Annotated in this window: 22 protein-coding genes and 1 pseudogene; 8 read left to right on the top strand and 15 right to left on the bottom strand. The window is 63.6% G+C overall.

The features are described 5' to 3' along the window. Positions 1–2 precede the first annotated feature (2 nt). From U2H20_RS05520 to U2H20_RS05545, 6 genes and pseudogenes are all read right to left on the bottom strand, one after another. Positions 3–824 (bottom strand): DAK2 domain-containing protein, encoded by an 822-nt coding sequence (locus tag U2H20_RS05520; protein WP_430593604.1) that lies wholly within the window; start codon positions 822–824, stop codon positions 3–5. After that, positions 804–1,729, bottom strand: a pseudogene (locus U2H20_RS05525) (dihydroxyacetone kinase subunit DhaK); the annotation flags it as partial. The pseudogene U2H20_RS05525 and the gene U2H20_RS05520, both read right to left, overlap by 21 nt. A gap of 103 nt (positions 1,730–1,832) precedes the next feature. Next, positions 1,833–3,443 carry a tripartite tricarboxylate transporter permease gene (locus U2H20_RS05530; protein WP_430593488.1) on the bottom strand — a complete coding sequence of 537 codons (1,611 nt, stop codon included), beginning with the start codon at positions 3,441–3,443 and terminating at the stop codon, positions 1,833–1,835. Beyond that, positions 3,440–3,973, bottom strand: coding sequence for a tripartite tricarboxylate transporter TctB family protein (locus U2H20_RS05535; RefSeq protein ID WP_430593489.1), 534 nt, complete (start codon positions 3,971–3,973; stop codon positions 3,440–3,442). Before U2H20_RS05535 ends, U2H20_RS05530 begins: the two co-directional genes overlap by 4 nt. After that, positions 3,970–4,950, bottom strand: a complete 981-nt coding sequence (locus U2H20_RS05540; RefSeq protein WP_430593490.1) for a tripartite tricarboxylate transporter substrate binding protein — start codon at positions 4,948–4,950, stop codon at positions 3,970–3,972. Before U2H20_RS05540 ends, U2H20_RS05535 begins: the two co-directional genes overlap by 4 nt. Positions 4,951–5,012: 62 nt before the next feature. Continuing rightward, a complete protein-coding gene (locus tag U2H20_RS05545) occupies positions 5,013–5,999 on the bottom strand; it encodes a 4-hydroxythreonine-4-phosphate dehydrogenase PdxA (RefSeq protein ID WP_430593491.1) in 987 nt (328 codons plus the stop codon). Positions 6,000–6,237: 238 nt separating this feature from the next. Here U2H20_RS05545 and fbaA point away from each other — a divergent pair, with 238 nt between their 5' ends. Further along, positions 6,238–7,263 carry a class II fructose-bisphosphate aldolase gene (gene fbaA / locus U2H20_RS05550; RefSeq protein WP_430593492.1) on the top strand — a complete coding sequence of 342 codons (1,026 nt, stop codon included), beginning with the start codon at positions 6,238–6,240 and terminating at the stop codon, positions 7,261–7,263. A 59-nt stretch (positions 7,264–7,322) separates the two neighbouring features. On the opposite strand, the gene U2H20_RS05555 is transcribed toward fbaA, so the two are convergent. Beyond that, a complete protein-coding gene (locus U2H20_RS05555; RefSeq protein WP_430593493.1) occupies positions 7,323–7,889 on the bottom strand; it encodes a hypothetical protein in 567 nt (188 codons plus the stop codon). A 74-nt stretch (positions 7,890–7,963) separates the two neighbouring features. Then, entirely contained in the window at positions 7,964–8,959 is a 996-nt protein-coding gene (locus U2H20_RS05560) for a 4-hydroxy-3-methylbut-2-enyl diphosphate reductase (protein ID WP_430593605.1), read from the bottom strand. A gap of 79 nt (positions 8,960–9,038) precedes the next feature. Here U2H20_RS05560 and xseA point away from each other — a divergent pair, with 79 nt between their 5' ends. From xseA to U2H20_RS05585, 5 genes are all read left to right on the top strand, one after another. Next, a complete protein-coding gene (gene xseA, locus U2H20_RS05565; RefSeq protein WP_430593494.1) occupies positions 9,039–10,382 on the top strand; it encodes an exodeoxyribonuclease VII large subunit in 1,344 nt (447 codons plus the stop codon). A 99-nt stretch (positions 10,383–10,481) separates the two neighbouring features. Beyond that, positions 10,482–10,718: an exodeoxyribonuclease VII small subunit gene (locus U2H20_RS05570; protein ID WP_430593495.1), complete on the top strand. Its 237-nt coding sequence runs from the start codon at positions 10,482–10,484 to the stop codon at positions 10,716–10,718. Then, on the top strand, positions 10,715–11,359 hold the full coding sequence (locus tag U2H20_RS05575; RefSeq protein ID WP_430593496.1) for a DUF4245 domain-containing protein: 645 nt from the start codon (positions 10,715–10,717) through the stop codon (positions 11,357–11,359). Before U2H20_RS05570 ends, U2H20_RS05575 begins: the two co-directional genes overlap by 4 nt. Before the next feature lie 192 nt (positions 11,360–11,551). Beyond that, positions 11,552–12,919, top strand: a complete 1,368-nt coding sequence (locus tag U2H20_RS05580) for a class II fumarate hydratase (protein WP_430593606.1) — start codon at positions 11,552–11,554, stop codon at positions 12,917–12,919. 2 nt (positions 12,920–12,921) lie between these two features. Then, positions 12,922–15,111, top strand: coding sequence for a prolyl oligopeptidase family serine peptidase (locus U2H20_RS05585; RefSeq protein ID WP_430593497.1), 2,190 nt, complete (start codon positions 12,922–12,924; stop codon positions 15,109–15,111). 102 nt (positions 15,112–15,213) lie between these two features. On the opposite strand, the gene U2H20_RS05590 is transcribed toward U2H20_RS05585, so the two are convergent. The 6 genes from U2H20_RS05590 to uppS all read right to left on the bottom strand — a co-directional run bounded on the left by U2H20_RS05590 (position 15,214) and on the right by uppS (position 21,357). Then, positions 15,214–15,912, bottom strand: coding sequence for a methionine ABC transporter permease (locus tag U2H20_RS05590; protein ID WP_430593498.1), 699 nt, complete (start codon positions 15,910–15,912; stop codon positions 15,214–15,216). Continuing rightward, positions 15,909–16,940: a methionine ABC transporter ATP-binding protein gene (locus U2H20_RS05595; RefSeq protein ID WP_430593499.1), complete on the bottom strand. Its 1,032-nt coding sequence runs from the start codon at positions 16,938–16,940 to the stop codon at positions 15,909–15,911. Before U2H20_RS05595 ends, U2H20_RS05590 begins: the two co-directional genes overlap by 4 nt. Before the next feature lie 61 nt (positions 16,941–17,001). Next, complete coding sequence (locus U2H20_RS05600) at positions 17,002–18,066, bottom strand: MetQ/NlpA family ABC transporter substrate-binding protein (protein WP_430593500.1); 1,065 nt, start codon at positions 18,064–18,066, stop codon at positions 17,002–17,004. Between the two features lie 135 nt (positions 18,067–18,201). Continuing rightward, positions 18,202–18,822 (bottom strand): prepilin peptidase, encoded by a 621-nt coding sequence (locus U2H20_RS05605; protein ID WP_430593501.1) that lies wholly within the window; start codon positions 18,820–18,822, stop codon positions 18,202–18,204. Positions 18,823–18,969: 147 nt separating this feature from the next. Next, positions 18,970–20,301: a PhoH family protein gene (locus U2H20_RS05610; RefSeq protein WP_430593502.1), complete on the bottom strand. Its 1,332-nt coding sequence runs from the start codon at positions 20,299–20,301 to the stop codon at positions 18,970–18,972. A 282-nt stretch (positions 20,302–20,583) separates the two neighbouring features. Next, a complete protein-coding gene (gene uppS / locus U2H20_RS05615) occupies positions 20,584–21,357 on the bottom strand; it encodes a polyprenyl diphosphate synthase (protein WP_430593503.1) in 774 nt (257 codons plus the stop codon). 160 nt (positions 21,358–21,517) lie between these two features. Here uppS and trhA point away from each other — a divergent pair, with 160 nt between their 5' ends. Together trhA and U2H20_RS05625 are read left to right on the top strand one after the other, a co-directional pair. Next, on the top strand, positions 21,518–22,288 hold the full coding sequence (trhA, locus tag U2H20_RS05620; RefSeq protein ID WP_430593504.1) for a PAQR family membrane homeostasis protein TrhA: 771 nt from the start codon (positions 21,518–21,520) through the stop codon (positions 22,286–22,288). 117 nt (positions 22,289–22,405) lie between these two features. Then, entirely contained in the window at positions 22,406–23,494 is a 1,089-nt protein-coding gene (locus tag U2H20_RS05625; protein ID WP_430593505.1) for a trypsin-like serine peptidase, read from the top strand. Positions 23,495–23,604: 110 nt separating this feature from the next. Here U2H20_RS05625 and secA read toward each other — a convergent pair whose 3' ends face one another. After that, positions 23,605–26,361: a preprotein translocase subunit SecA gene (secA, locus tag U2H20_RS05630; protein ID WP_430593506.1), complete on the bottom strand. Its 2,757-nt coding sequence runs from the start codon at positions 26,359–26,361 to the stop codon at positions 23,605–23,607. Positions 26,362–26,372 lie beyond the last annotated feature (11 nt).

A 26,372-nucleotide genomic window follows, 5' to 3' on the forward strand; every position in this document is an offset into this window, starting at 1 on the left:
GGTTACTTTCCCTTCAATTCGTCGAGCACGGTTGCGACCACGAGCGCGAATGAGATCGCGCCGGGATCGGGCGTGCCCTTGCTTTTCTCGCCGTGCGAGCGCGCCCGGCCGAGTCGTGCGGTGATGTCGGCGGTCGCCGTTGCTGCCGCCTGGCTTGCATCTGCAGCGGCACTCCACGCCTCGACGAGGCCATCGCCGGCTGCAACGCGTGCGGCGAGCGTGTCGGCAAAGGGCACGATCGCGTCGACCATCGTTTTATCGCCGACCTTCGCCTTCCCGAAGCTCATGACCGCGTCCTTCGCGCTCGTGACTCCGTTCGCGACATCGTCGGCAGTGATTTCGCGATCGTCGCCGAGCGACTTCCCGAGTGCGATGAGCATTTCGCCCCAGATCGCTCCCGAGGTGCCGCCGCCTCGATTGCCCCAGGCATCGCCTGCGAACTCGAGCACGGTACGTGCGCCCGCGCCGCCGCCTGCTGCCTGCGCCGCGCCTGCACTGCCGGCCTTACTGCCACGCTGCATTCCGATCCCGTGATCGCCGTCGCCAGCGATCCGGTCGATGCGACCGAGTTCGTCCGCCTGCTCGTCCAGCATGCGCGCGACCTTCGCAAGGCCCGCCGCGATTGCCGCGCCGGCCTCACGTGATGCTGCGCTCGCCTTGGGAATCACTGCGACCGCCTCTGCCTCCTGCGCGAGTTCTGCGTCACTGAGCGCAACCTGGCCCTCGACCGCGCCGCGTCGGAACGCGGGCGAATCCGCCGGGGCCGTCCAGAGTTCTTCGAGTTCTGCGTCGAGCCACAGCAGCGTGAGCGAGACGCCGGCCATGTCGAAGCTCGTGCAGAACTCACCGACCTCGGGGTCGACGAGTTCGACGCCGGCCTCGGTGAGTGCGTGCTGCACGCTTCGGAAGACAACGAAGAGCTCCTCGTACTTCACCGAGCCGAGTCCGTTCAGAATCGGCACGACGCGAGCCCCCGCAACGGAGACGCCCTCTGGAATCTCTGCGAGCAAGCGCGTGACGAAGAGTTCCCCGAGCTCCTTCGCGGTCGGGACATCGACCTCATCGATACCCGGTTCGCCGTGAATCCCGAGGCCGATGGCCATGCGACCCTCTGGAACGGTGAAGAGTGGTTCTTCTTCCCGGGGAGCGTGCAGCCGGAGAAGGCGACACCCATACTGCGGGTGCGATCGTTTGCGTGGCGGGCGAGGCGCTCGACGTCATCCAGCGTGCGGCCCGCGGCACTTGCTGCACCCGCGATCTTGAAGACCGTGAGGTCGCCGGCGATACCGCGACGCTTCTCGATCTCCGTGGCCGGAGCGCTGAAGATGTCATCGGTAACGACCACCGTTCGGCAATCGACGCCTGCTTCGCGCAGTCGTTCCTGCGCCTGGTTGAAGTGGAGGACATCACCGGCGTAGTTGCCGTAGCTCAGGAGCACCCCTCGGCCCTGCTGCGCTGCGTTCGCAACGGAGTACACCTGCTGCGCCGACGGTGAGGCGAACAGATTGCCCATCGCCGCGCCGTGCGCGAGGCCGGGCCCGACCAGACCACCGAACGCCGGGTAGTGGCCAGAGCCACCACCGATCACGAGGGCGACCTGCGGTTCGGCCGACTTCGTCGAGCGGACGACGCCACCTGGGACCTGTCGCACCCAGCGACCTGAGGCGGCGACGAAGCCCTCGACCATTTCCTCGGCGAATTCTTCGGGGTCATTGAACAAACGCGTCATCGCGCACTCCTTGCGTTGCGGTGTTCAAAGGTGAGCCTGAACACAATCAAAAAGGGAGGTCGGATGCGGCGGAGGAGCGTGACTCCCCCGCCGCGATCCGGGACTACGAGTCAGAACGGTTGTTCTTCGACTCGCTGTCGGTTGTTTCGTGTGCGCCATTGGCGCCAGGAACGGTCGGTACCTCTTCGCCGAACGATTCCTTCAGTGCTGCCTCCGGGCTGTCGATCCCGAGACCGGAGCCCTTCTTTCCGCGGATCATCGAGATGATCTTCGGGCCGACGAGCAGCAGCGCCGAGGCGATCAGGATTCCGACGGCGATCGGGCTGGTTCCGATGACACCGAGGTCACCACCACCGATTGCCGAGGTCTGCACGAGCGCCTTCTCGAACAGCGGCCCGATGACGAGCCCGAGCACGAGCGGTGCGATCGGGAAGTTCATCCGCTTCATGAAGTAGCCGATGACACCGAAGATGAGCACAACCCAGAGACTGAAGTTGTTGTTCGAGATCGCGTAGGCACCGATGAACGACGTGAAGATGATGAGCGGGTACAGGTATCCGTAGCGCAGACGCAGCAACTGTGCGAACACTGGCGCGAGCGGCAAGTTGAGCAGCAGCAGCATGAAGTGCCCGATGAGGAACGACACGAGCAGACCCCAGACGAGCTGTGGTTGCTGATCGAACAGCAGCGGTCCCGGCGTGATGCCGTAGAGCAGGAACGCCCCCAAGAGCACCGCGGTCGTTGCACCACCGGGAACTCCGAGCGTCAGCGTCGGAATGAAAGCACCGTTCGCTGCAGCACTGGTTGCCGCGTCGGGAGCTGCAACACCCTCGATCGCGCCGGTTCCCATTTCCTTGCGGTGCTTCGAGAACTTCTTCTCGGTGCCGTATGCGAGGAAGGAGGCGAGGGTCGAGCCCGCACCCGGCAGGATGCCGACGATGAATCCGATGATCGTTCCGCGGATGGTCGAGGGCGTTGCGCGCTTGAAGTCCTCCTTGGTGAGCAGGAGGTCTTTGAAGCGTGCACGGATCGGCTTCGGCTGCCCCTTGTCGAGCTGGCTGAGCAGCTCACCCAGGGCGAAGAGGCCGATCATGACCTCGACGAATGGCACTCCGGAGAAGAGGTCGACGTTGCCGAAGGTGAAGCGGGCCACGCCGGTTCCCATGTCGATACCGATCGTCGCGATGAGCACACCGACCGTGCACATTGCCATACCGAGCAGCAGGTTCCCGGAGGAGAACACCGAGACCGTTGCAAAGCCGAACACCATGATCGAGAGAATCTCGATCGGGCCGAAGCCGAGCGCGAGCTGCGCGAACGACTGCGCGAGCGTCAGCAGCAGAAGCACCGTGATGAATGCACTGACGAACGCCGAGATCGCCGAGATCGCAAGCGCTGGTCCGGCCCTGCCCTTTCGAGCCATCTGATATCCGTCAAGGGTGGAGACCACCGAGGAGGCCTCACCCGGGGTAGCGATCAGAATCGCCGTGATCGTCGCGCCATACTGCGAGCCGTGGTAGATACCGGCGAGCATGATGAGCGCCGTAAGGGGGTCGAAGACCAGGGTGATCGGGAGCAGGATCGCGACACCGGTCGCCGAGCCGAGGCCCGGCAGAATACCGATGATCGTTCCCAGCAGCACGCCGACGAAGCACCACAGCAGGTTTTCGAGTGAGAGCGCTGCTTCAAATCCGAGGATCAGGTTGTCGATCATGGCAGGAGCCCTTCGAAGATTCCCATCGGCACTGGCACACGAAGTGCCACGACGAACAGGACGTAGCTGACGACGAGCGCAGCGACCGTGACGATGATCGAGGTGACCCACGGCATCCGCTCGACGAAGATCGTGAGCACGAGGATGACGACGCCGAAGGCGCCGATGAGCCCGAGCACCGGAATGCTCAGCAGCGCCGCGGTCATGAGGCCGAAGACGCCGACGAGCTTGATGACGGTCTTGCGGCTGAGCTTGCTCTCTTCCTCCACCATGCCGGCGTCGCCGAGGAGCACCGATCCGTGGCGGAATTCCTGCCACATGAGCGCGAGCCCGAGCACCGCGACGATTGCTCCGGCGACCGTTGGGAGGAAGCCGGGGCCGACGCGGCCTGCGGAGGTGAAGAAGTCGTACTGGAAGGAGAGGCCGAAGAAGGCCCCACCGATCAGCGCGAGGATTCCGTAGGAGACGAGGACACTGAGTCGCACCTTGCGGCGCGACTCAGTGGTCTCAGTGGTTTGGACGGTCGTCATTCGAAGTAGCCCTCGATGACGGTGTCGTACTCGTCGAGGTAGGCAGCGAAGTCGTCACCGAACAGCTGGTTCTCGATCAGCAGGTCGGTCTCGATGTAGTCCTTGTAGCCCTCGGTCTGGAGCGCCTTCTGCATTTCTTCGATCCAGAATGCTTCAGCAGCGTCCGAGATGTCTGCCGGAGCGAGCACGCCGCGCCACAGGACGACGACCGCGTCGATGCCCTGCTCGACGGCGGTACCGACGTCAGCGAGCACTTCATCATCTGCGTAGCGGTCTTCTGTCATCGTGCACAGACCCTTGAAGTCTCCGCTTTCGATGTACGGCTTCACCGCTGCGGCGCTTGCCGGGGCGAAGTCGATCTGTCCGCCGAGCAGGCCGGTCACGACTTCACCGGTCGATCCGAAAGGAACGCGGTCTGCGTCGAGCCCTGCGTTCTCGAGTTCGGTGAGCACCATGCCGTCTGCACCGAAAGTTCCGCTGACTCCGGCTGAGAAGTCGTTGCTCGCGCTTGCTTCGATCACTTCAGCACAGGTGTCGAACGGGAAGTCCACGGGTGCGACAACCATGCGCGAGTCCTCTGCGAAGAGCGCGATGGGCGTGAAGTCCTCGTACGTGAAGGGAACATCGACGCCATCCTGGCGAGGGAGGGTGTGGAGCGCGGTCTCTGCAACGAGCAGGTGACCGGGCTGACCGGAGAGGGCCGAGAAGTACGACCAACCCACAGCCCCGCCGCCGCCTTCGCGGTTCTCGACGACGGTCGAGTAGCCCTGGGCGCCTTCATTCACTGCCGAGGACATGACACGACCGGCACGGTCGCTTCCGCCACCCGCAGCCATCGCAACGACCATGCGGATCGTGCCAGAGGCCGAGTACTCGTCGCTGTCGCTTCCGCCGCCGTTGCCACCGTTTGCGCTACATCCCGCGAGCAGGAGTGTTCCGACCGCTGCGAGTGCGATCGTGGTTCTTTGAAACTTCATTGTCAAAGTGCCTTTCATCTGAGCAAGCACTGCGCCCTATTGCGCAGCTGTTGTGTGAGGAGTTATGCGCTGCGTCGCGATGCGACGGCAACGGCAATGTCGAACGCGTTCTGGGTCGAGGCGAGGTCGGCGACGTTCTTGCCGACGATGTCGAAGGCCGTTCCGTGCGCCGGGGTCGCGATCGTGACGGGGAGTCCACCCTGCACGGTGACGCCTCCGTCGAAGCCGAGCAGCTTCATCGCGATCTGGCCCTGGTCGTGGTACTGGGTCACGATGCCGTCGAAGCGTTCGCGAGCGAGGAAGATCGTGTCGCTCGGGAACGGGCCTGAGGCGTCCATGCCGAGTTCGCGTGCGCGTTCGACGCCTGGCTTGATCTCGTCGATCTCGTGGCGTCCGAAGAGGCCGTTCTCACCGTTGTGCGGGTTGAGTGCGGCGACGCCGATGCGCGGCGAAGGGATCCCGCTGTCGCGCAGCACGCCGTGCAGGAGCTCGATCGCGGCGACGACCCGGTCCTTCGTGACGAGGTCCGCGACCTGCCCGATGCTGACGTGCGAGGTGACCCGAGCAGTCCAGAGGCCCGGAAGGATGTTGAGCTCGGAGGTAGTGCCCTCGAAGTTCAGCTGCTTCGCGAACCAGCGCAGTTCGTCTTCTTCGTGCATCCCAGCGAGGTGCAGGCTCGTCTTGTTGAGCGGGGTGAAGACGATTGCGCCGACCTTGCCCTCGTTTGCGAGTGCGATTGCGCGGTTGAGCTGGTGGAGGGTCGCTGCGCCTGCTTCGACGCTGACCTCGCGGAGGGCGATGCCCTCGGTGGATCCCTGACCGTCGTCAGAGAGTGTTGCAAATCCTGGGGTGGGCTCTTCGGCGAGCGGGATGCTCACTCCGAGCGCTGCCTGTGCCGCTTCGAACTGCTTCGTGTCCGCAAGGATCGTGACCGCTGCCTTTTCGAGGTTCTTCGGGTCAGAGAGCAGCTTGATCGCCAGCTCCGGGCCGACACCAGCAGGGTCACCAAGGGTCAAAGCAATTGAAGGTCGCACTGCGTTTTGAGTCATTCGAGGACTACTCCTTTGTGCCCGAGAGCGAGCATCGTCATTGATCTTCTCTCCTATAGGATCTTCGATCTATGGGATTCTGTCAAATGAGGGCGTGTCCGCCCGCGCAGCGCACGGCCCGCCACCTGCAGAGCGCACGCACATCGCCGTAGACTCGGAGGAAAGAGCCGCAGGTCCGTGCGGTTCAACCCTGTGCGGCGCATCCAATGCCTTTTGCGCCGCTGTGAAAGGAGCCACGATGCCCGTAGCAAGTCCGGAACAGTATGCAGAAATGCTCGACAAGGCGAAGAAGAACTCGTTTGCGTACCCCGCCATCAACGTGTCCTCGTCCGCCACGATCAACTCCGTGTTGCAAGGACTGAGCGACGCTGGATCCGACGGCATCATTCAGGTCACCACCGGTGGCGCTGACTACTTCGCAGGCCAGAGCGTCAAGGCTCGCGCATCGGGCGCAATCGCCTTCGCGAAGTTCGCAACCGAGGTTGCCAAGAACTACCCGATCACCGTTGCACTCCACACCGACCACTGCCCGAAGGACGCACTCGACGGCTTCGTCTACCCGCTCCTCGACGCCAGTGAAGAAGAGGTCCGTGCCGGTCGCGCACCGCTGTTCCAGTCGCACATGTGGGACGGATCGGCAGTGCCGCTCGAAGAGAACCTGCAGATCGCGAAGTCGATCCTTCCCCGCACCCGCGCGCTCGGCCAGATCCTCGAGGTCGAGATCGGCGTTGTCGGCGGCGAGGAAGACGGCGTGAGCCACGAAATCAACGACCAGCTCTACACGAGCCTCGACGACGCGATCGCGACGGTCGAAGCACTCGGACTCGGCGAGCAGGGCCGCTACATCGCAGCGCTCACCTTCGGCAACGTGCACGGTGTCTACAAGCCCGGCAACGTGAAGCTCCGCCCAGAACTGCTCGGCGACATCCAGCGCGGCATCCAGGAGAAGTACGGCACGGGCGCATTGCCGCTCGACCTCGTCTTCCACGGCGGATCAGGTTCGACCGACGAAGAGATCGCGGAGGCAGTTCGCAACGGTGTCATCAAGATGAACATCGACACCGACACGCAGTACGCATTCAGCCGCAGCATCGCAGACACCGTCTTGAAGAACTACGACGGCTTCTTGAAGATCGATGGCGAAGTCGGCAACAAGAAGGTCTACGACCCACGTGCCTGGGGCAAGACCGCAGAGACCGCGATGGCGGCTCGCGTGGTTGACGCAACGCGTCAGCTCGGCAGCGCAGGCTGGTCCAGCAAGTAGGACAAAACAAAAAAGGAGGCGGAGCCAATTGGCTCCGCCTCCTTTTTCGTGTGTTCGCCCTAGCGGCGTTCACCCTCGTTCGGATACTGACCCTGGTCCGGGTACTGCTGGTTCGGGTCGTACTGCTGATTCGGGTCGTACGACTGGTTCGGGTCGTACTGCGGGTTCGCGTCGTACGCACCGGGCTGGCCCGCCTGCGAGTTCTGGCCGAACTGGTCGTTCTGGTTGAACTGGTCGTTCTGGCTGAACTGGTCGTTCTGGCCGTACTGTTCGTACACGTTCTGCTGGCCGTACGCTGCTGCCTGTCCGTTGCCATAGGCGTCGACGTGCGCCGACTGATTGCCGAGGGCTGCCTGACGACGGGACTTCAGCACGAAGTGCACGACGAGCGCTGCGATACCGACCGGGATCAGGAAGATCGGACCGTAGGCGTAAACGGTGAAGAGGAACGACTGGAAGTCGTTCTCACCCTGTGTCCAGAAATACACTTCCCAGAAATAGCCTTCGTGTCCGGGGGTATTGAGCACCGATCGCACGTTATTGAAAATGCACCACGCAGAAAGCACGAATGCGATCGTGGCAATGCTGACGAGAGCTGGGCGCTTTTGCGCGGGTTTTTTGGCCATGCCGCAATTGTTGCAACGTGAACCTGGGATATTCCAGAGAATTCGCTGCATTCACCGCGAACGAGCGCGGCGGCTTAGGAAGCAGCTGCGCGGCGCGACGGCCGCAATTCCTTCGGCAGGCTGAACACCAGGTCTTCTTCCGCGGTACGCACTTCCGAGACCGATGCATATCCGGCGTCTGCGAGTTCCTGCAGAACCTCTTTCACGAGACCCTCTGGAACACTCGCGCCGCTGGAAATTCCGATGGACGATGCTCCTTCGAGCCATTCCTGTTGGATCTCGGTCGAGTAATCAATGCGATACGCGCGCTTCGCCCCGTATTCGAGTGCAACCTCGACGAGACGAACCGAGTTCGAGGAGTTCGCGCTTCCGACGACCAGCACGAGATCGCACTCGGGCGCGATTTTCTTGATTGCGACCTGGCGGTTTTGCGTGGCATAACAGATGTCGTCACTCGGCGGGTCTTGCAAGTGCGGGAACCGCAAGCGCAAGCGCCGAACGGTCTCCATCGTCTCGTCAACACTCAAGGTCGTCTGGCTCAGCCAGATCAGCTTCTCGGGGTTCTGCACCTCGATCGTGTCGGCTTCGTCGGGAGAATTCACGACCGTGACCCGGTCGGGCGCCTCCCCGGCCGTGCCCTCGACTTCTTCGTGGCCTTCGTGCCCGATGAGCAGGATCTCGAAGTCATCACGAGCGAAGCGAACGACTTCTTTGTGCACCTTCGTCACGAGCGGGCAGGTTGCGTCGATCGCTTCGAGTCCGCGATCCTTCGCACCCTGCACGACCGCCGGAGAAACCCCGTGTGCACTGAAGATGACGTGAGCACCGTGGGGAACTTCGTCGACTTCCTCGACGAAGATCGCGCCCTGGTCTTCGAGTTCTTGCACCACGTGCTTGTTGTGGACGATCTGCTTGCGAACGTAAACCGGCGCACCGTACTGTTCGAGCGCCTTCTCCACCGCGATGACTGCGCGGTCGACGCCGGCGCAATAGCCACGTGGAGCGGCCAGGACGATTCGCTTTGGGCCTGTGTCGCCCGGATCGACTAGCCTGTTGCGCACAAGCGGCATCCGGGGCTCGGCGAGCGGAATTCGTCCATTGGTGATTGTCACACCCCAAGTCTACTTTTCAGCGATAGCAGGAGCGAACGTGACGGGCAAAATTACCGGCTCACCGGAAGAAGCATGGCCGGTCGCGAGACTCTCTGAGACCCTGCGCGAATACATCGCCCGCCTCGGCGCCGTCTGGGTCGAGGGTGAACTCGCCCAGTGGAACGACAGCCGCGGCAACATCTACGGCAAGCTCAAAGACCTCGAAGCCGATGCCACCGTCTCGATCAACGTCTGGCAGAGCGTGAAGCGCTCCTTCGACGAAGACTTCTCCCAGGGCGACCGGGTCGTCGCGCTCGTGAAGCCCGACTATTGGGTGCGGGGTGGCTCGCTCAGCATGAACGTGACCGCGTTGCGCCACGTCGGGCTCGGCGATCTGCTCGCGAGGATCGAGCGCCTTCGCGCGCAATTGCAATCCGAAGGCCTCTTCGACGAATCCCTGAAACAGCGCCTCCCCTTCTTGCCCGGCACGATCGGGCTGATCACCGGTGCCAACAGCGACGCGGAAAAAGACGTGCTGCGCAACGCGCAGATGCGCTGGCCCGGAGTGCAGTTTCGCACCGAGCACGCTGCGGTGCAGGGCGATAACGCGGTCCCGACCGTGCTTCGCGCGCTCGAGATTCTCGACACCGACCCCGAGGTCGAAGTCATCATCATCGCTCGCGGTGGCGGTGACTTCCAGAACCTGCTCCCCTTCAGCGACGAACGGCTCGTGCGTGCCGTCGCCGCGGCCTCGACCCCGGTCGTGAGCGCGATCGGGCACGAGGCGGACCGGCCGCTCCTCGACGAGGTCGCAGACCTCCGGGCTTCGACTCCGACCGATGCGGCAAAGCGCGTCGTCCCCGACGTGGCAGACGAGCTCGCCCGGATCAACCAGGCCCGCTCCCACATCCGCTCCAGAATGACCTCGATCGTGCAGAACGAGATCTCCCGCCTCGAGCAATTCCGCACGAGGCCGGTGCTCGCGACTCCGCACACGCTGATCGACACCCGAACCGCTGAGATCGCGACGCTCGTGGCACGGGCCGACACGCTCGTGGAACGTCAAGTCGACCGTGCGCGGGGCGAGCTCTCCGCACTGATCGGGAGCGTGCGAGCGCTCAGCCCGCAGGCGACGCTCGATCGCGGCTACGCGGTCGTGCAGGCAGCAGATGGCACGGTGGTTCGCACTCCGAAGTCGGTGCGAGCGCAGGAAACGCTCACGGTGACACTCGCCGAGGGCAGCTTGTTCACAAGCGCGCTCGAAAGCGATGCGCCGAGCGGTGGCAGCTCGAGTGCTGCCGATTCGAACGCCGCCGATTCGAACGCCGCCGATTCGAACGCCGCCGATTCGAACGCCGCCGATTCGAACGCCGTGAAGCGGGCTTCCTCGAAGAAGAAATAGCCTCGCTCTCGCTGCTCCACCGCTGCACGCCGCAATGGTTCCTCGCTGGTGAGTGGAACCGGCCAGGCGTCGCTGCAAAAGGATCGCTAAACTGCAGCCGTGAGTGATTCGAACAGCCCTGCCGTGAACACCGTGCCCGTTGAGACGCTGAGCTACGAAGATGCTCGTGATGAGCTCGTGCACATCGTCCAGGCACTCGAAGCCGGTCAGACCAGCCTCGAAGAATCCCTACAACTCTGGGAGCGCGGTGACGCACTCGCGAAACGCTGCGAATCCTGGTTGCTCGGCGCAAAAGAGCGTCTCGACGCTGCGAAGCAGGCTGCAGAAGCCGAATGAGCAAAGCGCCCCGCATCGTCGCCGAACTCGGACGACCAGAAACCCCTGAAGAAACCAGCGCGAGAAAAGCCGAGCAGACCCGGCGACACTATTCGCACCAGACTCTTCGCAACCTCGTGTGGTCGCTCGTCGCGACCCTCATCACCGTCGCGGTGCTCGTCCTCGTGGTCCTTCGTCCGAACCCACCCGAGCCAGCGCCGATCGAGTACAAGTCCCTCGCCGTCGAGGCAGAGTCCTTCCTCGGCGTTCCGCTGCTCGCCCCGGACCTCCCCGAAGGCTGGGCGGCGAACGCAGCAGAGATCCGCGGAACCTCCTCCGATGTCCTGTATTGGTACACCGGATTCCTGACCCCGGACGAGGAATCCTTCACGGCGTTGAGCCAAGCGGTCGACGCGAACTCGACCTGGATCAACAACACGCTGCGAGAAGCGACGCAAACCGGCACCATGACCATCGGCGACACCGAGTGGGCCGTCTACGACCAGCGCGGGGCGAGCGATGTCGGCAATCTCGAGTTCGCGATGGTGACCGAACAGGGCGACTCCACGGTCGTACTGTTCGGGACCGCAGCGGACACCGAGTTCCTGCAGTTCGCAGAAGCGGTCACCGACGACCTCGAAACGCTCGACCTCCAAGACTGACCACCGGGCTCGTTCGGAGCGCGCAGAGCATGAGCGCACCTCAGCGATACAACGGCACCAGAACCAACTGAACACCACGCAGAACATCTCAACACTGGCCGAACTGAAGGGTTCAGCACGGCCGCCCGAACACAGATTGAAAGGCACATCGACGTGACAAACGAGACCGAGTACCGCATCGAGCACGACACCATGGGAGAAGTCCGCGTTCCAAAGAACGCGCTCTACGCTGCGCAGACACAACGCGCCGTCGAGAACTTCCCGATCTCGGGCTCCGGCCTCGAAGCGGCACAGATCGTCGCACTGGCACGAATCAAGCGCGCCGCCGCGATCGCGAACAACGAACTCGGCATTCTCGAAGACAGCATCGCGAAGGCGATCGTCGCCGCAGCGGACGAGATCGTCGCGGGCGACCACCACGACCAGTTCCCGGTCGACACCTACCAGACCGGCTCGGGCACGAGCTCGAACATGAACATGAACGAAGTACTCGCCACGCTTGCAACAAAGCACCGCGGCGACACGGTACACCCGAACGACCACGTCAACGCCTCGCAGTCCTCGAACGACGTGTTCCCGACGAGCGTGCACATCGCGGTGACGGGTGCGCTCATCGAAACCCTGATCCCTTCGCTGCAGCACCTTGCCGAAGCACTCGAAGTCAAGGCAGAGCTGTGGGCGACCGCGGTGAAGCCGGGTCGCACGCACCTCATGGACGCGACGCCCGTCACCCTTGGCCAGGAGTTCGGTGGATACGCCGCCCAGATCCGCTACGGCATCGAGCGTGTCGAAGCTGCGCTCCCCCGCGTAGCAGAGGTCCCACAGGGCGGCACCGCGGTCGGCACCGGCATCAACACTCCCGCCGGATTCCCTGAGCGCGTGATCGCAGAAATCGCGGCATCCAGCGGCCTCCCGATCACCGAGGCTCGCAACCACTTCGAAGCTCAGGCGAACCGCGACGGCCTCGTCGAGGCTTCCGGCGCGCTCCGCACGATCGCGGTGAGCATCACCAAGATGTGCAACGACCTGCGATGGATGGCTTCGGGCCCGAACACGGGGCTCGGCGAGCTCCACATTCCAGACCTGCAGCCGGGCTCCTCGATCATGCCTGGCAAGGTCAACCCGGTCATTCCAGAAGCGGTGCTCATGGTTGCATCACGAGTCGTCGGCAACGACGCGACGATCGCATGGGCCGGTGCTTCGGGTTCATTCGAACTCAACGTGCAGATCCCGGTCATGGGAACCGCACTGCTCGAGTCGATCCGCCTGCTCTCGAACGCCTCGCTCGTTCTCGCAGACAAGACGATCGACGGCTTGCACGCCAACCTCGACCGCGCTCGCGCGCTCGCTGAGTCGAGCCCTTCGATCGTGACCCCGCTCAACCGCATCATCGGCTACGAATCGGCAGCGAAGGTTGCAAAGCACTCGGTGTCCGAAGGCCTCACCGTCCGTGAATCGGTCATCGCCCTCGGCTTCGTCGAGCGTGGCGAAGTCACCGAAGCGCAGCTCGACAGCGCACTCGATGTGCTCTCGATGACGCGACCAGGAGTTGCGAAGTAATCGTGCGCTTCCCTGAGGTCAGGCGTTCGGCCACCGTCCGGAACATCCACGGGGTCGAAACGCCTGACCCGTACGATTGGCTCGAAGATGCCGACTCGCCTGAGACCGCGGCGTTCGTTGCAGCGCAGAACGCGGTCTCCCGGCCGTTCCTGGCCGCGCTTCCGCATCGGGCGCACTTCGGAACACTCGTCACCGAACTCTTGACGGCACCGACCGCCGGAGCGCCGTGGCAGCGCGGTGAACGCTACTTCCAGCTCGTCAACAACGGCGCACAGAATCACGACGTCCTCGTGACCGCCGAAACCGTTGCAGCACTGAACGACGGCGAGGCTCGGGTACTGCTCGACCCCAACCTGCTCTCCGTAGACGGCACGATGGCCGTGACCGCGTTGAGCGTCAGCCCCGATGGCGAATACCTTGCGTTCGGTGTCGCCGATGGTGGGAGCGACTGGCGAACGATCCATGTGATTCGCGTTGCAGACGGCGAGCCGCTTGGCGATGTGATCCCCTGGACAAAGTGGAACCCGCCCGCCTGGCTTCCCGGCGCCCGTGCCTTCACCTACTGGGCGTACGATGCGCCAGTCGAAGAGAACGGGCTCACCGCGACGATGGGTGCCGGTCGTCTCATGCGTCATGAGCTCGGTGACGAGGTCTCCCGCGACACCATCGTGTTCTCCCGGCCGAGCGAGCCTCGCCTGTTCGCTCGCACGGGGCCCTTCGACGAGCACTGGTTCGTCGTGCAGACCGACACCGGCTCATCGAGCGGCAACGATCTCGCCGTTCGAGCACACGACGAACCCGAGAGCGCGCTGCGGCAGCTCGTCACGGGCCATAGCGACTCCTGGCACCCGGTCGGGATCCGCGGAGACGTGCTCTTCGTACTCACCGACGAAGCGGCGCCGAAGTATCGCCTGCTCTCCTGCGACCTCAACGATGGCGAATGGCATGAGGTGATCGCAGAACACGACACCGATGTCCTGATCGATGCCTCTCTGACGAAGCATGGACTCGTCCTCACCTATTCGCACGATGCGGCGCACCGTGCGGTGCTCGCAAGCGACGAGGGAGAACTCGGCGACTCGCTCGCACTCGGCGAGGGCCGCTCGATCGTGGCACTGCACAGCTCGAGAACCTCGAACACCGTGTTCGCGAAGACCAGCGGCTTTGTCGATCGCGGCGAACGCTCCGTCATCGAGGTCGACGGAGCGAAGCTCGTGTCGATCGAACCGATGGCGACGCTTCCCGGCGCTGGTGCCACGGCTGCGCCAGCACCAACTCGACTGTGGGCGCAAAGCGCCGACGGTGAGCAGATTCCTGCGTTCGTGATCCGACCCGAAGGCGTCGATACGCCTTCGCCCACGTTGATCTGGGCATACGGCGGATTCAACATTCCAATGAATCCCGAGTTCCGCGCAGTGCTGGCCGCGTGGGTCGCCGCCGGTGGAACGCTCGTCGTGCCGAACCTGCGTGGTGGTGGCGAGTTCGGTCGTGAGTGGCACGAGGCCGGCACGAAAGCACGCAAGCAGAACGTGTTCAACGACCTGTACGCGATCGCCGAGCAACTCATCGCCGAGGGCATCACGACCTCCGAGCAACTCGCGCTGCATGGCCGATCGAACGGTGGGCTGCTCGCGGGCGCTGCACTCACGCAGCGACCGGAACTCTGGGCCGCTGTATTGCCTGGTGTCGGGGTCCTCGACATGCTTCGCTTTCACGAGTTCACGATCGGCTGGGCGTGGTGCAGCGACTACGGCGACCCCGCCGAAGCCGACGCCGCGGCGTACCTGCGCGCGTACTCACCGCTGCACAACGTGCGCGCTGGCGTCGCCTATCCGCCGACGCTCATCACGACGGGTGATCACGATGACCGAGTCGTCCCGGCGCACTCGTTCAAGTTCGCTGCCGCATTGCAGCACGCCGCCGAGCAAGACGCACCGGACCAGGTTGCCTCGGCTCAGGTCGTCGCAGAGCAGGACGGCCAGGACGACGTGGAGCAGGAGGGCGTGGAGCAGGTGAGTGCCGCTGCCCGCAACGCTTCCGGCCCGCTCCTGCTCGCCGTCGATACTCGTGCGGGGCACGGCATGGGGAAACCGAAGACTGCAGCGGCTGCGGAGTTCGCAGACCAGCTCGCGTTCGCCGCGCACTTCACAGGGTTGACCCCGCGCTCGCTCAGCGAAGGAGACGAACGCTAAGGCGATCCTGCTCCCTCAGAGCAGCACTGCAACAACACCAAAGGGCCTCGCCGAAGCGAGGCCCTTCGATGTTTCAAGGTATGAAGACCCGAGACGTTCGAGTTAGCGCCGCAGCACCTTTCGAGCGAGCGTGTTGCCGAGCAGCTGCACCAGCTGCACCAGGATCACGATGATGATGAGGGCGGTCCACGTCACCCAGGGGTTGTACTGGCGGTACCCGTAGACGATCGCAAGGTCACCGAGCCCGCCTGCACCGAGGTAGCCGGCGACCGCGCTCATGTCGATGATCGCGACGAGCGCGAAGGTGTAGCCGAGAATCAGCGGCCCGAGTGCTTCGGGAAGGATCACCGTCCGGATGATTCGAAACGGACCAGCGCCCATTGCACGCGCCGCCTCAATGACTCCACGATCGAGGTTGACGAGGTTCTGCTCCACCAGTCGAGCGATACCGAAACCCGCTGCGAGCGACATGCCGAAGGTGACGGCGGACTCTCCGATACCGATGCCGACCACGAAGCGAGCCAGCGGTTGCACGGCTGCGATGAAGATGATGAAGGGAATCGGCCGGAAGAAGTTCACGAAGATGTTGATCACCGTGAACCAGAACCGGTTCTCCAGAATGTTGCCTCGTCGAGTCAGGTAGAGCGTGAGCCCGAGCACGAGTCCCATGATCCCTCCGAAGAGCAGCGCGAGCGAGACCATGCGCAGCGTCGCCGCGATCTCGGCCGGGAACATCGGGAGCAGGTTGATGAGCGAGTCGAACTTCGGGTCGTTCGAGAGCGCGAAGGATGTCAGGCTCATGCGTCGATCTCCGTCACTGTGATCCGCGGGTCGAGGGTTGCGAGACTCGCGTCGATGGTGTGCGCATCACCTTGGATGGCGATCGTGAGGAGCCCGTACGTGCGCCCGCGAATCGCGTTGACGCCACCGTGCACGAGGGCGACATCGAGTCCGGCCGCAGCGAGGTGCGCGAACACCCGGCCCTGGTCGCTCGCCTCGTCGGTGAAGGCGAGCGTGACGAAGCGACCGGGGTGCTGTGCGCGCAGCGCCGCGAGCTCCTCGCCGCTCGGGAGCGCGCGAACAACGGTCTGCACGAACTTCTTGCCGGTGTTGGTCTTCGGCGCGGTGAACACGTCGTAGGTGTCGCCGTACTCGACGACTTCGCCCCGTTCCATGACCGCGACCTTGTGCGCGATCTTCGTCACGACTTCCATTTCGTGCGTGATCACGACGATGGTGATACCGAGCTCGCGGTTGACCTTGGCGAGAAGTTCGAGCACCTCGTGTGTGGTCTCAGGATCGAGTGCGCTCGTCGCCTCGTCGGCGAGCAGAATCCGCGGGCTCGCCGCGAGCGCTCGCGCGATTCCGACGCGCTGCTTCTGGCCTCCGGAGAGTGCCTCGGGATACTCGTGTGCTTTGTCGGCAAGTCCAACGAAATAGAGCAGGTCGCTGATCCGCTGCTGCTGCTCCGCCTTTGGCATTCCGACCACTTCGAGCGGATACGCCACATTGCCCCACACGGTTCTTGAGTGGAGCAAATTGAACTGCTGGAAGATCATCCCGATGTTGGTGCGTTCTTTCCGCACTGCTCGTTCTGAGAGTTTCGAGATGACGATGTCGTCGATCGCGATCTCACCGGAGGTGATCGGTTCGAGCTGGTTGATCAGCCGGACGAGTGTCGACTTTCCCGCTCCCGAGTAACCGACGATTCCGCAGATCTCCCCTGCTTCGATATCGAGGTTGACGCCTCGCACCGCAGTCAGTGGTGCTGCGCCGCGTTTGCGCGCCGGATACACCTTGGTGACGTCCCGCAAGCTGATGAGTGGCATAAGTGTCTTTCTTGCAACGCAGATGTTCCCCCTTGCCTTCGCAAGGGGGAACATCATCGAGTTACTGGTTCGCTGCGTAGTCCTCTTCGGTGACCTTCAAGGATTCGACCAGTTCTTCAACCGGTGTCACCACGAACTGTGCGGTGCCACCAGCGGTCTCCTGAACGCCGTCGAGCACTTCTTGGTTGGTCTGGTAGATCTCAACGATTCGCTGGAGCACTTCGTTGTCAGCGTTCTCCGGCGAGGTCGCGAAGATGTTGATGTACGGCTGCGCGCTCGGGTCGCTGGGGTCGTCCTCGGCGATCGCGTCGCCAGCGGTCAAGCCGGCGTCTCCGACGAAGTCGTTGTTGATGACTGCCGCGGCAACGTCTTCGAGCGAGGTCGCGGTGAGCGCTGCATCGAGTGCCTGCACCTGCACCCGGGACTCGTCCTGGATGACATCGTTCAGACCGGAGAAGGGGCTCCCTCCGTCTTGCAGCGTCACGAGGCCCTGCGACTGCAGCAGGAGGAGTGCGCGGGCGAGGTTCGTGGTGTCGTTCGGTACCGCAACGGTCGAGCCGTCTGGGATCTCTTCGACAGAGTCGAACTGCTTCGAGTAGAGCCCGAGCGGGTAGATCGCGGTCGAACCGGTCGGCACGAGATCTGCTCCGGATGCGACGTTGTACTGCGCGAGGAAGATGATGTGCTGGAACTGGTTGATGTCGAGTTCACCCTCACTGAGCGCGGGGTTCGGAGCCGTGTAGTCGGAGAAGTCGACGATGTCGATCGAAATGCCTTCGGCTTCGACCGCTGCCTTGAAGGTCGCCCAGTAGGGGTCTCCAGCGCCGACGGTGCCGAACTGCACCGGGTCGCTCGGCGAGCCGAGGCCTTCGGTGATCGCACCGGAGTCGTCTCCTGCTTCAGCGTCGTCGGAGGGCGCGGTGCCGTCGCTCGCGCTCGGCGCCGTGCTGTTCCCGGGGCTCGACTGGCCGTTGTTGCCCTGCGCGACGAAGAACCAAATGAGGGCTCCGATCACGGCGACGGCGAGCACTCCGAGGACGATTGCGAGGGTTGGCTTTTTCTTGGGCGCCTCAATGGTGGGGCGCGATGAATCGGGGGCGCCCGAGTCAGGGGTGATGTTTGTCATCGGAAGTTCTCCTTGGCACGTCTTGGGGGGGGGATGGCCTCAGCGTATGCAGCACACCGGTCGCGGCACGAATCAGCGCTTCACACTACGCAACACTTCTCGCAAGCTCCAAAATCGCGCGCCCGGGTGTGCCGCTCAGTGCACGAGCACGAGCGAGACGACCGCACCGAAGCAGAGGAAGGGGCCGAACGCGATTGCGCGTTCCCGTGCGCAGAGCGCGGCGAAGCTCGCGACGCCTCCGCTCAGCACTGCGGCGACCAGCGCGATACCAGGAAGGAGCGGCCCAGCGAGCGCGAGCGCAGCGGCGAGGCCGGTCCCGAGCTTCACGTCGCCGAATCCGAGCCCGGCGAACATACTCGCGGCCGCGAGCGCCCCGGCGACGCCGAGCGTGAGGAGCAAGGGGACGCGATCGCCGAAGAGCGCTGCTGCGACCACGACGAGGAACGAGAGCACGAGCGGCGGCACCGTGAGCAGATTCGGAAGCCGGTGCTCCCTGAAATCGATCCGAACGAGGGCGGGCGTGACGATCGCGTACAACATGACGCAGGGCCATGAGAATGCCGGAGCCCCTCCTCGATGCAGCAGCACGGCTGCCAGCGTCAGGGTGATCACGATGCCGATGGCGTCCGTCCAATGCCACAACGGCGAGCGCGGCACTCCGTTCGAGGGTCCAAAGGCTGGGAACGTCGCGCTCTGCGCGGGCATCGGAGGTGCATCACGGCGCACGCTGCGCCGCGATCGCGGTGGTGTTTGCATGCGAGGCAAAGTATCGCCGTCGCACGTGTGGCATCGGCGATTTTCCACATGGGTGCGCTCGCCCGCTCAGGCGCAGGGCTCACCCGAGCAACCGCACGAGAAAGCGAGGCAGCATCTTCCCCATGCTGCCCCGCTTCGAGACCGTGCTTAGGTGTCGAGCAGGCTCGTCACGAGCGCGGCGATCTGGCTGCGTTCGCTGCGGGTCAGCGTGACGTGGCCGAAGAGGTCATTGCCCTTCAGGGTTTCGATCACGCTCGCGACGCCGTCGTGGCGGCCGACTCGCAGGTTGTCACGCTGGGCGACGTCGTGCGTGAGAATCACTCGCGAGTTCTGGCCGATCCGGCTCAGCACCGTCAAGAGCACGTTGCGCTCCAATGACTGGGCCTCATCGACGATCACGAAGGCATCGTGCAGGCTCCGACCGCGAATGTGCGTCAACGGCATCACCTCGATCATGCCGCGCTCGGCAACCTCATTGAGCACGTTCTCACTGACCAGCGGCCCGAGCGTGTCATAGACGGCCTGGCCCCACGGGTTCATCTTCTCCGCCTGGTCGCCCGGCAGGTACCCGAGTTCTTGACCACCGACAGCGTAGAGCGGGCGGAAGACGATGATCTTCTTGTGTTGCCCGCGCTCCAAAACGGCTTCGAGACCGGCGCACAGCGCGAGTGCGGATTTTCCAGTGCCCGCAGAACCACCGAGCGAGACGATCCCGACTTCCGGGTCGAGCAGAAGGTCGATCGCGAGGCGCTGTTCCGCGCTCCGCCCGTGGACACCGAAGACGTCACGGTCGCCACGCACCAGGCGCAGGTGACCGGGGGCGGTCACTCGGGCAAGCGCGGAGCCGCGCTCGGAGTGAATGATGAGCCCGGTGTTCACCGGCTCCTCGGCAACCAGATCGGTCTGCAAGGACTCGAACTCGTAGAGGTGATCGACCTGCTCCGCGTTCAGCTGCACATTCTTGACTCCGGTCCACCCGGATTCGGGAGTCTGCTCTGCCAGGTACTCTTCTGCCGAAAGACCGATCGAGGCAGCTTTGACCCGCATTGGGAGGTCCTTCGAGACCACGCAGACATCGAGCCCGTCGTTCGCGAGGTTGCAGGCGACCGCGAGAATCCGAGAATCGTTATCCCCGAGCTGAAGGCCGCTCGGGAGCACCTGCTGGTTCGAGTGATTCAGCTCGACTCGGATGCTGCCCCCGCCCTCTGTCGGCACAGGAAAGTCGAGTCGTTCGTGCTTCATCCGCAGGTCATCGAGATTCCGGAGCGCGCGTCGAGCAAAGTACCCGATCTCGGGATCATGCCGCTTCTTCTCGAGTTCGGCGATGACGATGACGGGGATTACGACAGCGTGTTCATCGAATCGCTGCATGGCGCCCGGGTCACTCAGCAGCACACTCGTGTCGAGGACGTAAGTGCGCTCACGAACCGATGTCGACTCGGCAGTGAAGGGGGCTGGGGTGTTGGAGAGAGTTGGCACGCTGGCTCCTCGTCCGACCGAAGTCGGGATCGCTCGCGGCCCCTTCTTGGAAGCGAACTTACGTGGCCGCTTCGACCGGGCAATTTGCCCGATACAGCAAAATGTACGCCCGCTTGATCGAGCGTTGCGACGACACGCAGCAGCGTGGCGCGAGGTTTTCAGAATTCACTTTCACGAAACACAAGGTTCGCTCGCGCGGCGGGATCGCACGGTGTAGACGGTGCAGCAGAGACGGGGTCGCAGCGATGAGGCTGCGGAGACCGCACTGCCGTGGCGAGGACGCTATTTGCCGTAGCGGCGGTCTCGGAGCCCGAAGGCACGCACGGCTCGGAGGAAGTCGACCTCGCGGAGGTCCGGGCCGAGCGCCTCCATGAAATAGAACTCACTGTGCGCGCTCTGCCAGACCATGAAATCGCTGAGGCGCTGCTCGCCGGAGGTGCGGATGACGAGATCCGGGTCGGGCTGTCCGTTGGTATAGAGATGGTCACCGATGAGCTCCGGCGTGAGGGTGGCTGCCAGCTCCGAAAGACTGCCCTGATGCTTCTCGACGATCGATCGCATCGCGGCGATCAGTTCGTGGCGGCCGCCATAGCCGACGGCGAGGTTGACGTGCAGCTTCGTGTTGGTGGCAGAACGCGCTTCGGCTGCATGGAGGACGGAAACGAGTTGCGTTGGCAGGGAGCTCGAATCCCCGACGTGCCTGATGCGCCAACCCGGCCTGCGACTGAGACCGTCAGCGAGTTCCGCGATGATCTCGTAGAGGTCGCCGAGCTCCGCCGGTTCTCTTCCTGTGAGGTTGTCGTTCGAGAGTAGATAGAGCGTGACAACCTCGACACCGAGGTCGTCGCACCACTCGAGAAACTCCGACATCTTGGCCGCGCCAGCGCGATGCCCGTGACCTGCACTCGCCAGCGCGTTGAGTTTTGCCCAGCGACGATTGCCGTCGAGGATCATGGCGATGTGGCGGGGCTTGACGAGCGGTTCGATCTGGTTCCGAAGCCGCCGCTGGTACGCGCGATAGAGAAAGCCGTCGCCTTTTCCCGGTTCTCGAGTCACAGAGCAATCGTACGTGCGTTTCCGCCGCCAGGCCTCCCCCGCGAGCGGGAAAGCACCGGTCTCCTAGGGAATCGTGATGCGATCGCGCCGCGGAGATTGCGCGGGTCAGGCGGGGTCGGAGTCATAGACACCGCAGATGTGTATGCCATACACTGAAGCCATGACGAACGCCGCGCCCTCCCCCGAGCACCGCACCACCGCGCACGGTACGAGCGAACCGCACGAAGAGGCAACAGTGCACCTTCCGCTGCTCGAAGCGGCAGACGACGCGGCGCACATCGCGAATGCAGAGACACGCCCTTCGTGGCGAGGCTGGATCCACGCCGTTTCTTTCCCGCTGGCGATCGTGGCGGGCATCGTGCTGATCGTTCTCGCCGAAAGCACCGTGGGCAAGATCAGCGCGAGCGTCTTCATGGCGACCTCCATGCTGCTGTTCGGCATCTCCGCCGTGTACCACCGTTTCGACTGGCAGCCGAAGACGAAGGCCGTGCTCCGCCGACTCGACCACGCGAACATCTTCCTGCTGATCGCGGGAACCTACACGCCGATGGCGCTCCTCTGCCTGCCCCCGAGCAAGGCAACACTGCTGCTGTGGCTCGTCTGGGGTGGCGCGCTCGTCGGCATCATCTTCAACGTCTTCTGGATCAGTGCACCCCGTTGGCTCTACGTACCGCTCTACCTCATTCTGGGTTGGGCTGCGGTGATGTACATGGGCGACATCTGGAACGCGAACTGGCTCACGGCGCTGCTCATCTGCGCGGGTGGCCTCGCGTACACGGTCGGAGCGGTCTTCTACGCGATCAAGCGACCGAACCCCGTGCCGGGGCACTTCGGATTCCACGAGATCTTCCACGCGCTCACGGTCATCGCGTTCTTCTGCCACTGGACCGCAGTGCTGCTCGTCGCGATCGATCCCCCAGTCTTCGACTAGCACGGCAACCGCGAGCGCTGGCCGCACGCAGGCCTCAGGAGACTCTGAGATTCGCCCGATACGGTGGGCGCACGCGCGTCAAGAACCGTCGCGCTCCCCCGCAGAACGGAGCATCCGATGCAGACGCGACGACTCACGCTCGCGGCCCTCGCCACACTCGGAGTCCTCCTGTGCTCAGCGTGCGTTCCCCCACCAGCGTTCTTCAACCTCTACAGCGATCCCTCGCGCGAACTACCACCGCCGCCTCCGGAGACGAGCACCTCGCCCGATCCCGTGGCCGAAGAGCTCGACCCTGACCCCGAGTTCCTGCCGGACACCCCAGTCCCCGCGAGCGACAGCGACTTCGAGTTCGACACGGGCGAGCTCTACGCGGGCGAACCGGGAATCACGAACAGCAACCTCTCGCCTGACGGCGGTATCGATGTGGTCCTGGAGCCCACCTTCGGCGAGCCGAGCCCCGGTCTCGACATTCCCGTGACGCCGATCGGTGAAGCGTATCCGGAGCCCGTATCGAGTCCGAGCGAGGACCTCCTCCGCTCGACCGTCGGCCAACTCGTCATGACCGACAGCGCCGGCGAGCAATACGTGTGCACCGCAACGGTCATCAACTCGCGCTCGAACAACATCGCCATCACGGCAGCACACTGCATCTACAACGACAAGACCCAACGAATGTTCGAGCACATCGAATTCTGGCCGGGTCGCGATGGCGAGAACGATCCCTACGGCTCGTGGGTTGCCGAAGAAACCTGGATCCCGCTGCAGTACCGCGCTTCCTCGCAACGGTGGGCCATCGACAAGGAAGAACGCTCCTGGCTCGGCTTCGACTTCGGGTTCATCCGCTTTGATTCGAATGACGACGGCGAAGAGATCGAAGAGGTCACGGGAGGGCAGGGCGTCACGTTCACAGCGCAGGTCGAATCGGTCGTCACCGCCGGATACCCAGGCAACGAGCCGTTCCCGGGCGACGAACTCATTCTGTGCGCCGACGATCGTGTGCAGTACGGCGTCGGAGGCGGCGCACACTATTCGATTAACTGCACGATGGGCAGAGGAGCCTCGGGCAGTGGCCTGATCACTTACTTCGACGACGATGCGAACTCTGGCTACATCGCAGCGGTGCTTTCCACGGCGACGGAAAGAAAAGTGACGGGTGCCCCCTTGGGTGGCACCGCGTACGCCGGATTCCTCAGCCTGCAGGAATAGTCGCCACGACAGCTCGCAGGTCCCAACGAAGCAGCGCACGAACCAACGAAGGCGGCGAACCCGGATTCACTCCGAGTTCGCCGCCTTCGCTTGTGTTGCGCCCTTGAGCGCTATCGCTTCTTCTTGCCCTGCTTGCGACGCTGCTCGCGGTTGAGCGCGGCAGGCGCGGGAGCTTCCTGCTGCTCACCGAACGCCCCGCGCACAGTGGGAGCCTGACGCTGCTGTGCTGCCTTCGTTGCGCCCTTCAGCGCACGGCCGCGCTGATCGTGCACTTCGACGTCGCCCTGTTCGTCTGGTGCCGAATAGGTCAGCTTCGAGGGCTCGACCGCTGGTGCTGCCGCCACTTCGCTCGCGGTGGCGGTCACGCCCTGCTGCACCTTCACTTCGAGGTTGAACAGGAATCCGACGCTCTCTTCGCGAATCGCCTGCATCATCTGCTGGAACAGCGCATAGCCTTCGTTCTGGTATTCGATGACCGGGTCGCGCTGCGCCATCGAGCGCAGTCCGATGCCCTCGCGGAGATAGTCCATCTCGTAGAGGTGGTCGCGCCACTTCCGGTCGATCACGCTGAGGACGATCCGGCGTTCGAGCAAACGCATCGCTTCTGCGCCGAGTTCTTCCTCACGCTTTTCGTAGGCGAGTTTCGCGTCCGCGGTGAGTTCGGCCTGCACGAACTGCGGTGCGATCTTTGCGCCGCCCTCGGCCACGACCTCATCGATCGTGATGCTGACCGGGTACACCTGCTTCAGCTCGGTCCAGAGCGCTTCGAGATCCCACTCGTCGGAGTGGCTCGAACCGGTGTGCTCGCTCACGAGCGACTCGATCGTCTGCTCGAGGAACACCTGAACCCGCTCTTGCAGGTCGTCACCGTCGAGGATTCGACGACGGTCCGTGTAGATCGCCTCGCGCTGGCGGTTCATCACGTCGTCGTACTTCAGAACGTTCTTGCGCATCTCAGCGTTGCGCGACTCGATCTGGCCCTGAGCACTGCGGATCGTGCGGGTGAAGATCTTGCTCTCCAGCGCGACCGAGTCGTCTTCGTCAGCACCCATCTGCAGGAAGCGTTGCGCGGTCGGACCACCGAACAAGCGCATGAGGTCGTCTTGCATCGAGAGGTAGAAGCGGCTCTCACCCGGGTCGCCCTGCCGCCCAGAACGACCACGCAGCTGGTTGTCGATCCGACGAGACTCATGGCGCTCGGTGCCGAGCACGTAGAGACCGCCGGTCTCGACGACCTTGTCGGCTTCCGTCTTCACTTCAGCGCGAACCGCATCGAACACTTCGTCCCACGCCGCTTCGTATTCTTCCGGCGTCTCGGAAGGGCTCAGACCCTTTTCCTGCATTGCGGTGACCGCGAGGTACTCGGCGTTTCCGCCGAGCATGATGTCGGTACCACGACCAGCCATGTTCGTTGCGACCGTGACGGCGCCCAAGCGACCCGCCTGCGCGATGATGGCAGCCTCACGAGCGTGGTTCTTCGCGTTGAGGACCTCGTGGCGGACGCCCTTCTTGGCGAGCAGCTTCGAGAGGTATTCGCTCTTCTCGACGCTCGTCGTACCGACCAGCACCGGCTGGCCCTTTTCGTGGCGCTCTGCGATGTCTTCGACGACCTGACGGAACTTGCCCTCGACCGTGCCGTACACGAGGTCAGGGTTGTCGATGCGCTGCATCGGCTTGTTCGTCGGGATCGGAACGACACCCAACTTGTAGGTGCTCATGAACTCGGCCGCTTCGGTGTCGGCGGTACCGGTCATGCCGGAGATCTTGTCGTACAGGCGGAAGTAGTTCTGCAAGGTCACGGTTGCGACCGTCTGGTTCTCGGCCTTGATCTGCACGCCCTCTTTGGCTTCGATCGCCTGGTGAATACCCTCGTTGAAGCGACGACCCGACATGATGCGGCCCGTGTGCTCGTCAACGATCTTGACTTCGCCTTCGAGGACCACGTAGTCGTGGTCGCGCTTGAACAGTGCCTTCGCCTTCAAGGCGGTGTTCAAGAAGGAGATGAGCGGGGTGTTCTCGCTCTCATAGAGGCTGTCGATGCCGAGCTGGTCTTCAACCTTCTCGATACCCGGCTCCAGCACGCCAACGGTGCGCTTCTTCAGGTCGACTTCGTAATCGACATCTTCTTTGAGGCGGCGGGCGATCTGCGCGAATTCACCGAACCAGCGGTTCGCTTCACCCGCTGCCGGGCCGGAGATGATCAATGGCGTACGGGCCTCGTCGATCAGGATCGAGTCGACCTCATCGACGACGGCGAAGAAGTGCTCGCGCTGAACCATCGCATCGCGGGACTGTGCCATGTTGTCGCGGAGGTAGTCGAATCCGAACTCGTTGTTCGTTCCGTACGTGATGTCTGCGAGGTACTGCTCCCGGCGAACCTCAGGGGTCTGGCCGGAAACGATGCACCCGGTCGTCATACCGAGCGCGCGGAAGATTCGACCCATGAGCTCCGACTGGTAGCTCGCGAGGTAATCGTTCACCGTGACGACGTGCACACCCTTGCCGGGGATCGCGTTCAGGTACGCCGCGAGGGTTGCGACGAGCGTCTTTCCCTCACCCGTCTTCATCTCCGCGATGTTTCCGAGGTGCAGTGCACCGCCACCCATGATCTGGACGTCGAAGTGACGCAAGCCCAAGGTTCGGGTGCTCGCTTCGCGAACCGCCGCAAAAGCCTCCGGGAGCAGCTGGTCGAGCGACTCTCCGGCTTCATAGCGCGCGCGAAACTCCTCTGTTTCGGCGGCAAGCTCTTCGTCACTGAGCTCGGAGAAGCCATCTGCAAGCGCATTGACGTCTTGCGCGATGCGCTGCAGGCGCTTCAAGATGCGGCCTTCGCCGGCTCGCATCAGCTTGTCTAGAACGTTCGCCACGGATTACTCTC

It is taken from the genome of Humidisolicoccus flavus (assembly GCF_045689595.1).
Lineage (GTDB): Bacteria > Actinomycetota > Actinomycetes > Actinomycetales > Microbacteriaceae > Humidisolicoccus > Humidisolicoccus flavus.

Coding starts and splice junctions, on each gene's coding strand:
- U2H20_RS05600 (WP_430593500.1), bottom strand. CDS start 18,066: ATGACAAACATCACCCCTGACTCGGGCGCCCCCGATTCATCGCGCCCC.
- U2H20_RS05520 (WP_430593604.1), bottom strand. CDS start 824: ATGGCCGGCGTCTCGCTCACGCTGCTGTGGCTCGACGCAGAACTCGAA.
- U2H20_RS05560 (WP_430593605.1), bottom strand. CDS start 8,959: ATGCCGCTTGTGCGCAACAGGCTAGTCGATCCGGGCGACACAGGCCCA.
- U2H20_RS05535 (WP_430593489.1), bottom strand. CDS start 3,973: ATGACGACCGTCCAAACCACTGAGACCACTGAGTCGCGCCGCAAGGTG.
- U2H20_RS05590 (WP_430593498.1), bottom strand. CDS start 15,912: ATGAGCCTGACATCCTTCGCGCTCTCGAACGACCCGAAGTTCGACTCG.
- U2H20_RS05540 (WP_430593490.1), bottom strand. CDS start 4,950: ATGAAGTTTCAAAGAACCACGATCGCACTCGCAGCGGTCGGAACACTC.
- U2H20_RS05595 (WP_430593499.1), bottom strand. CDS start 16,940: ATGCCACTCATCAGCTTGCGGGACGTCACCAAGGTGTATCCGGCGCGC.
- U2H20_RS05625 (WP_430593505.1), top strand. CDS start 22,406: ATGCAGACGCGACGACTCACGCTCGCGGCCCTCGCCACACTCGGAGTC.
- U2H20_RS05555 (WP_430593493.1), bottom strand. CDS start 7,889: ATGGCCAAAAAACCCGCGCAAAAGCGCCCAGCTCTCGTCAGCATTGCC.
- U2H20_RS05580 (WP_430593606.1), top strand. CDS start 11,552: ATGGGAGAAGTCCGCGTTCCAAAGAACGCGCTCTACGCTGCGCAGACA.
- U2H20_RS05575 (WP_430593496.1), top strand. CDS start 10,715: ATGAGCAAAGCGCCCCGCATCGTCGCCGAACTCGGACGACCAGAAACC.
- U2H20_RS05545 (WP_430593491.1), bottom strand. CDS start 5,999: ATGACTCAAAACGCAGTGCGACCTTCAATTGCTTTGACCCTTGGTGAC.
- U2H20_RS05530 (WP_430593488.1), bottom strand. CDS start 3,443: ATGATCGACAACCTGATCCTCGGATTTGAAGCAGCGCTCTCACTCGAA.
- trhA (WP_430593504.1), top strand. CDS start 21,518: ATGACGAACGCCGCGCCCTCCCCCGAGCACCGCACCACCGCGCACGGT.
- U2H20_RS05605 (WP_430593501.1), bottom strand. CDS start 18,822: ATGCAAACACCACCGCGATCGCGGCGCAGCGTGCGCCGTGATGCACCT.
- fbaA (WP_430593492.1), top strand. CDS start 6,238: ATGCCCGTAGCAAGTCCGGAACAGTATGCAGAAATGCTCGACAAGGCG.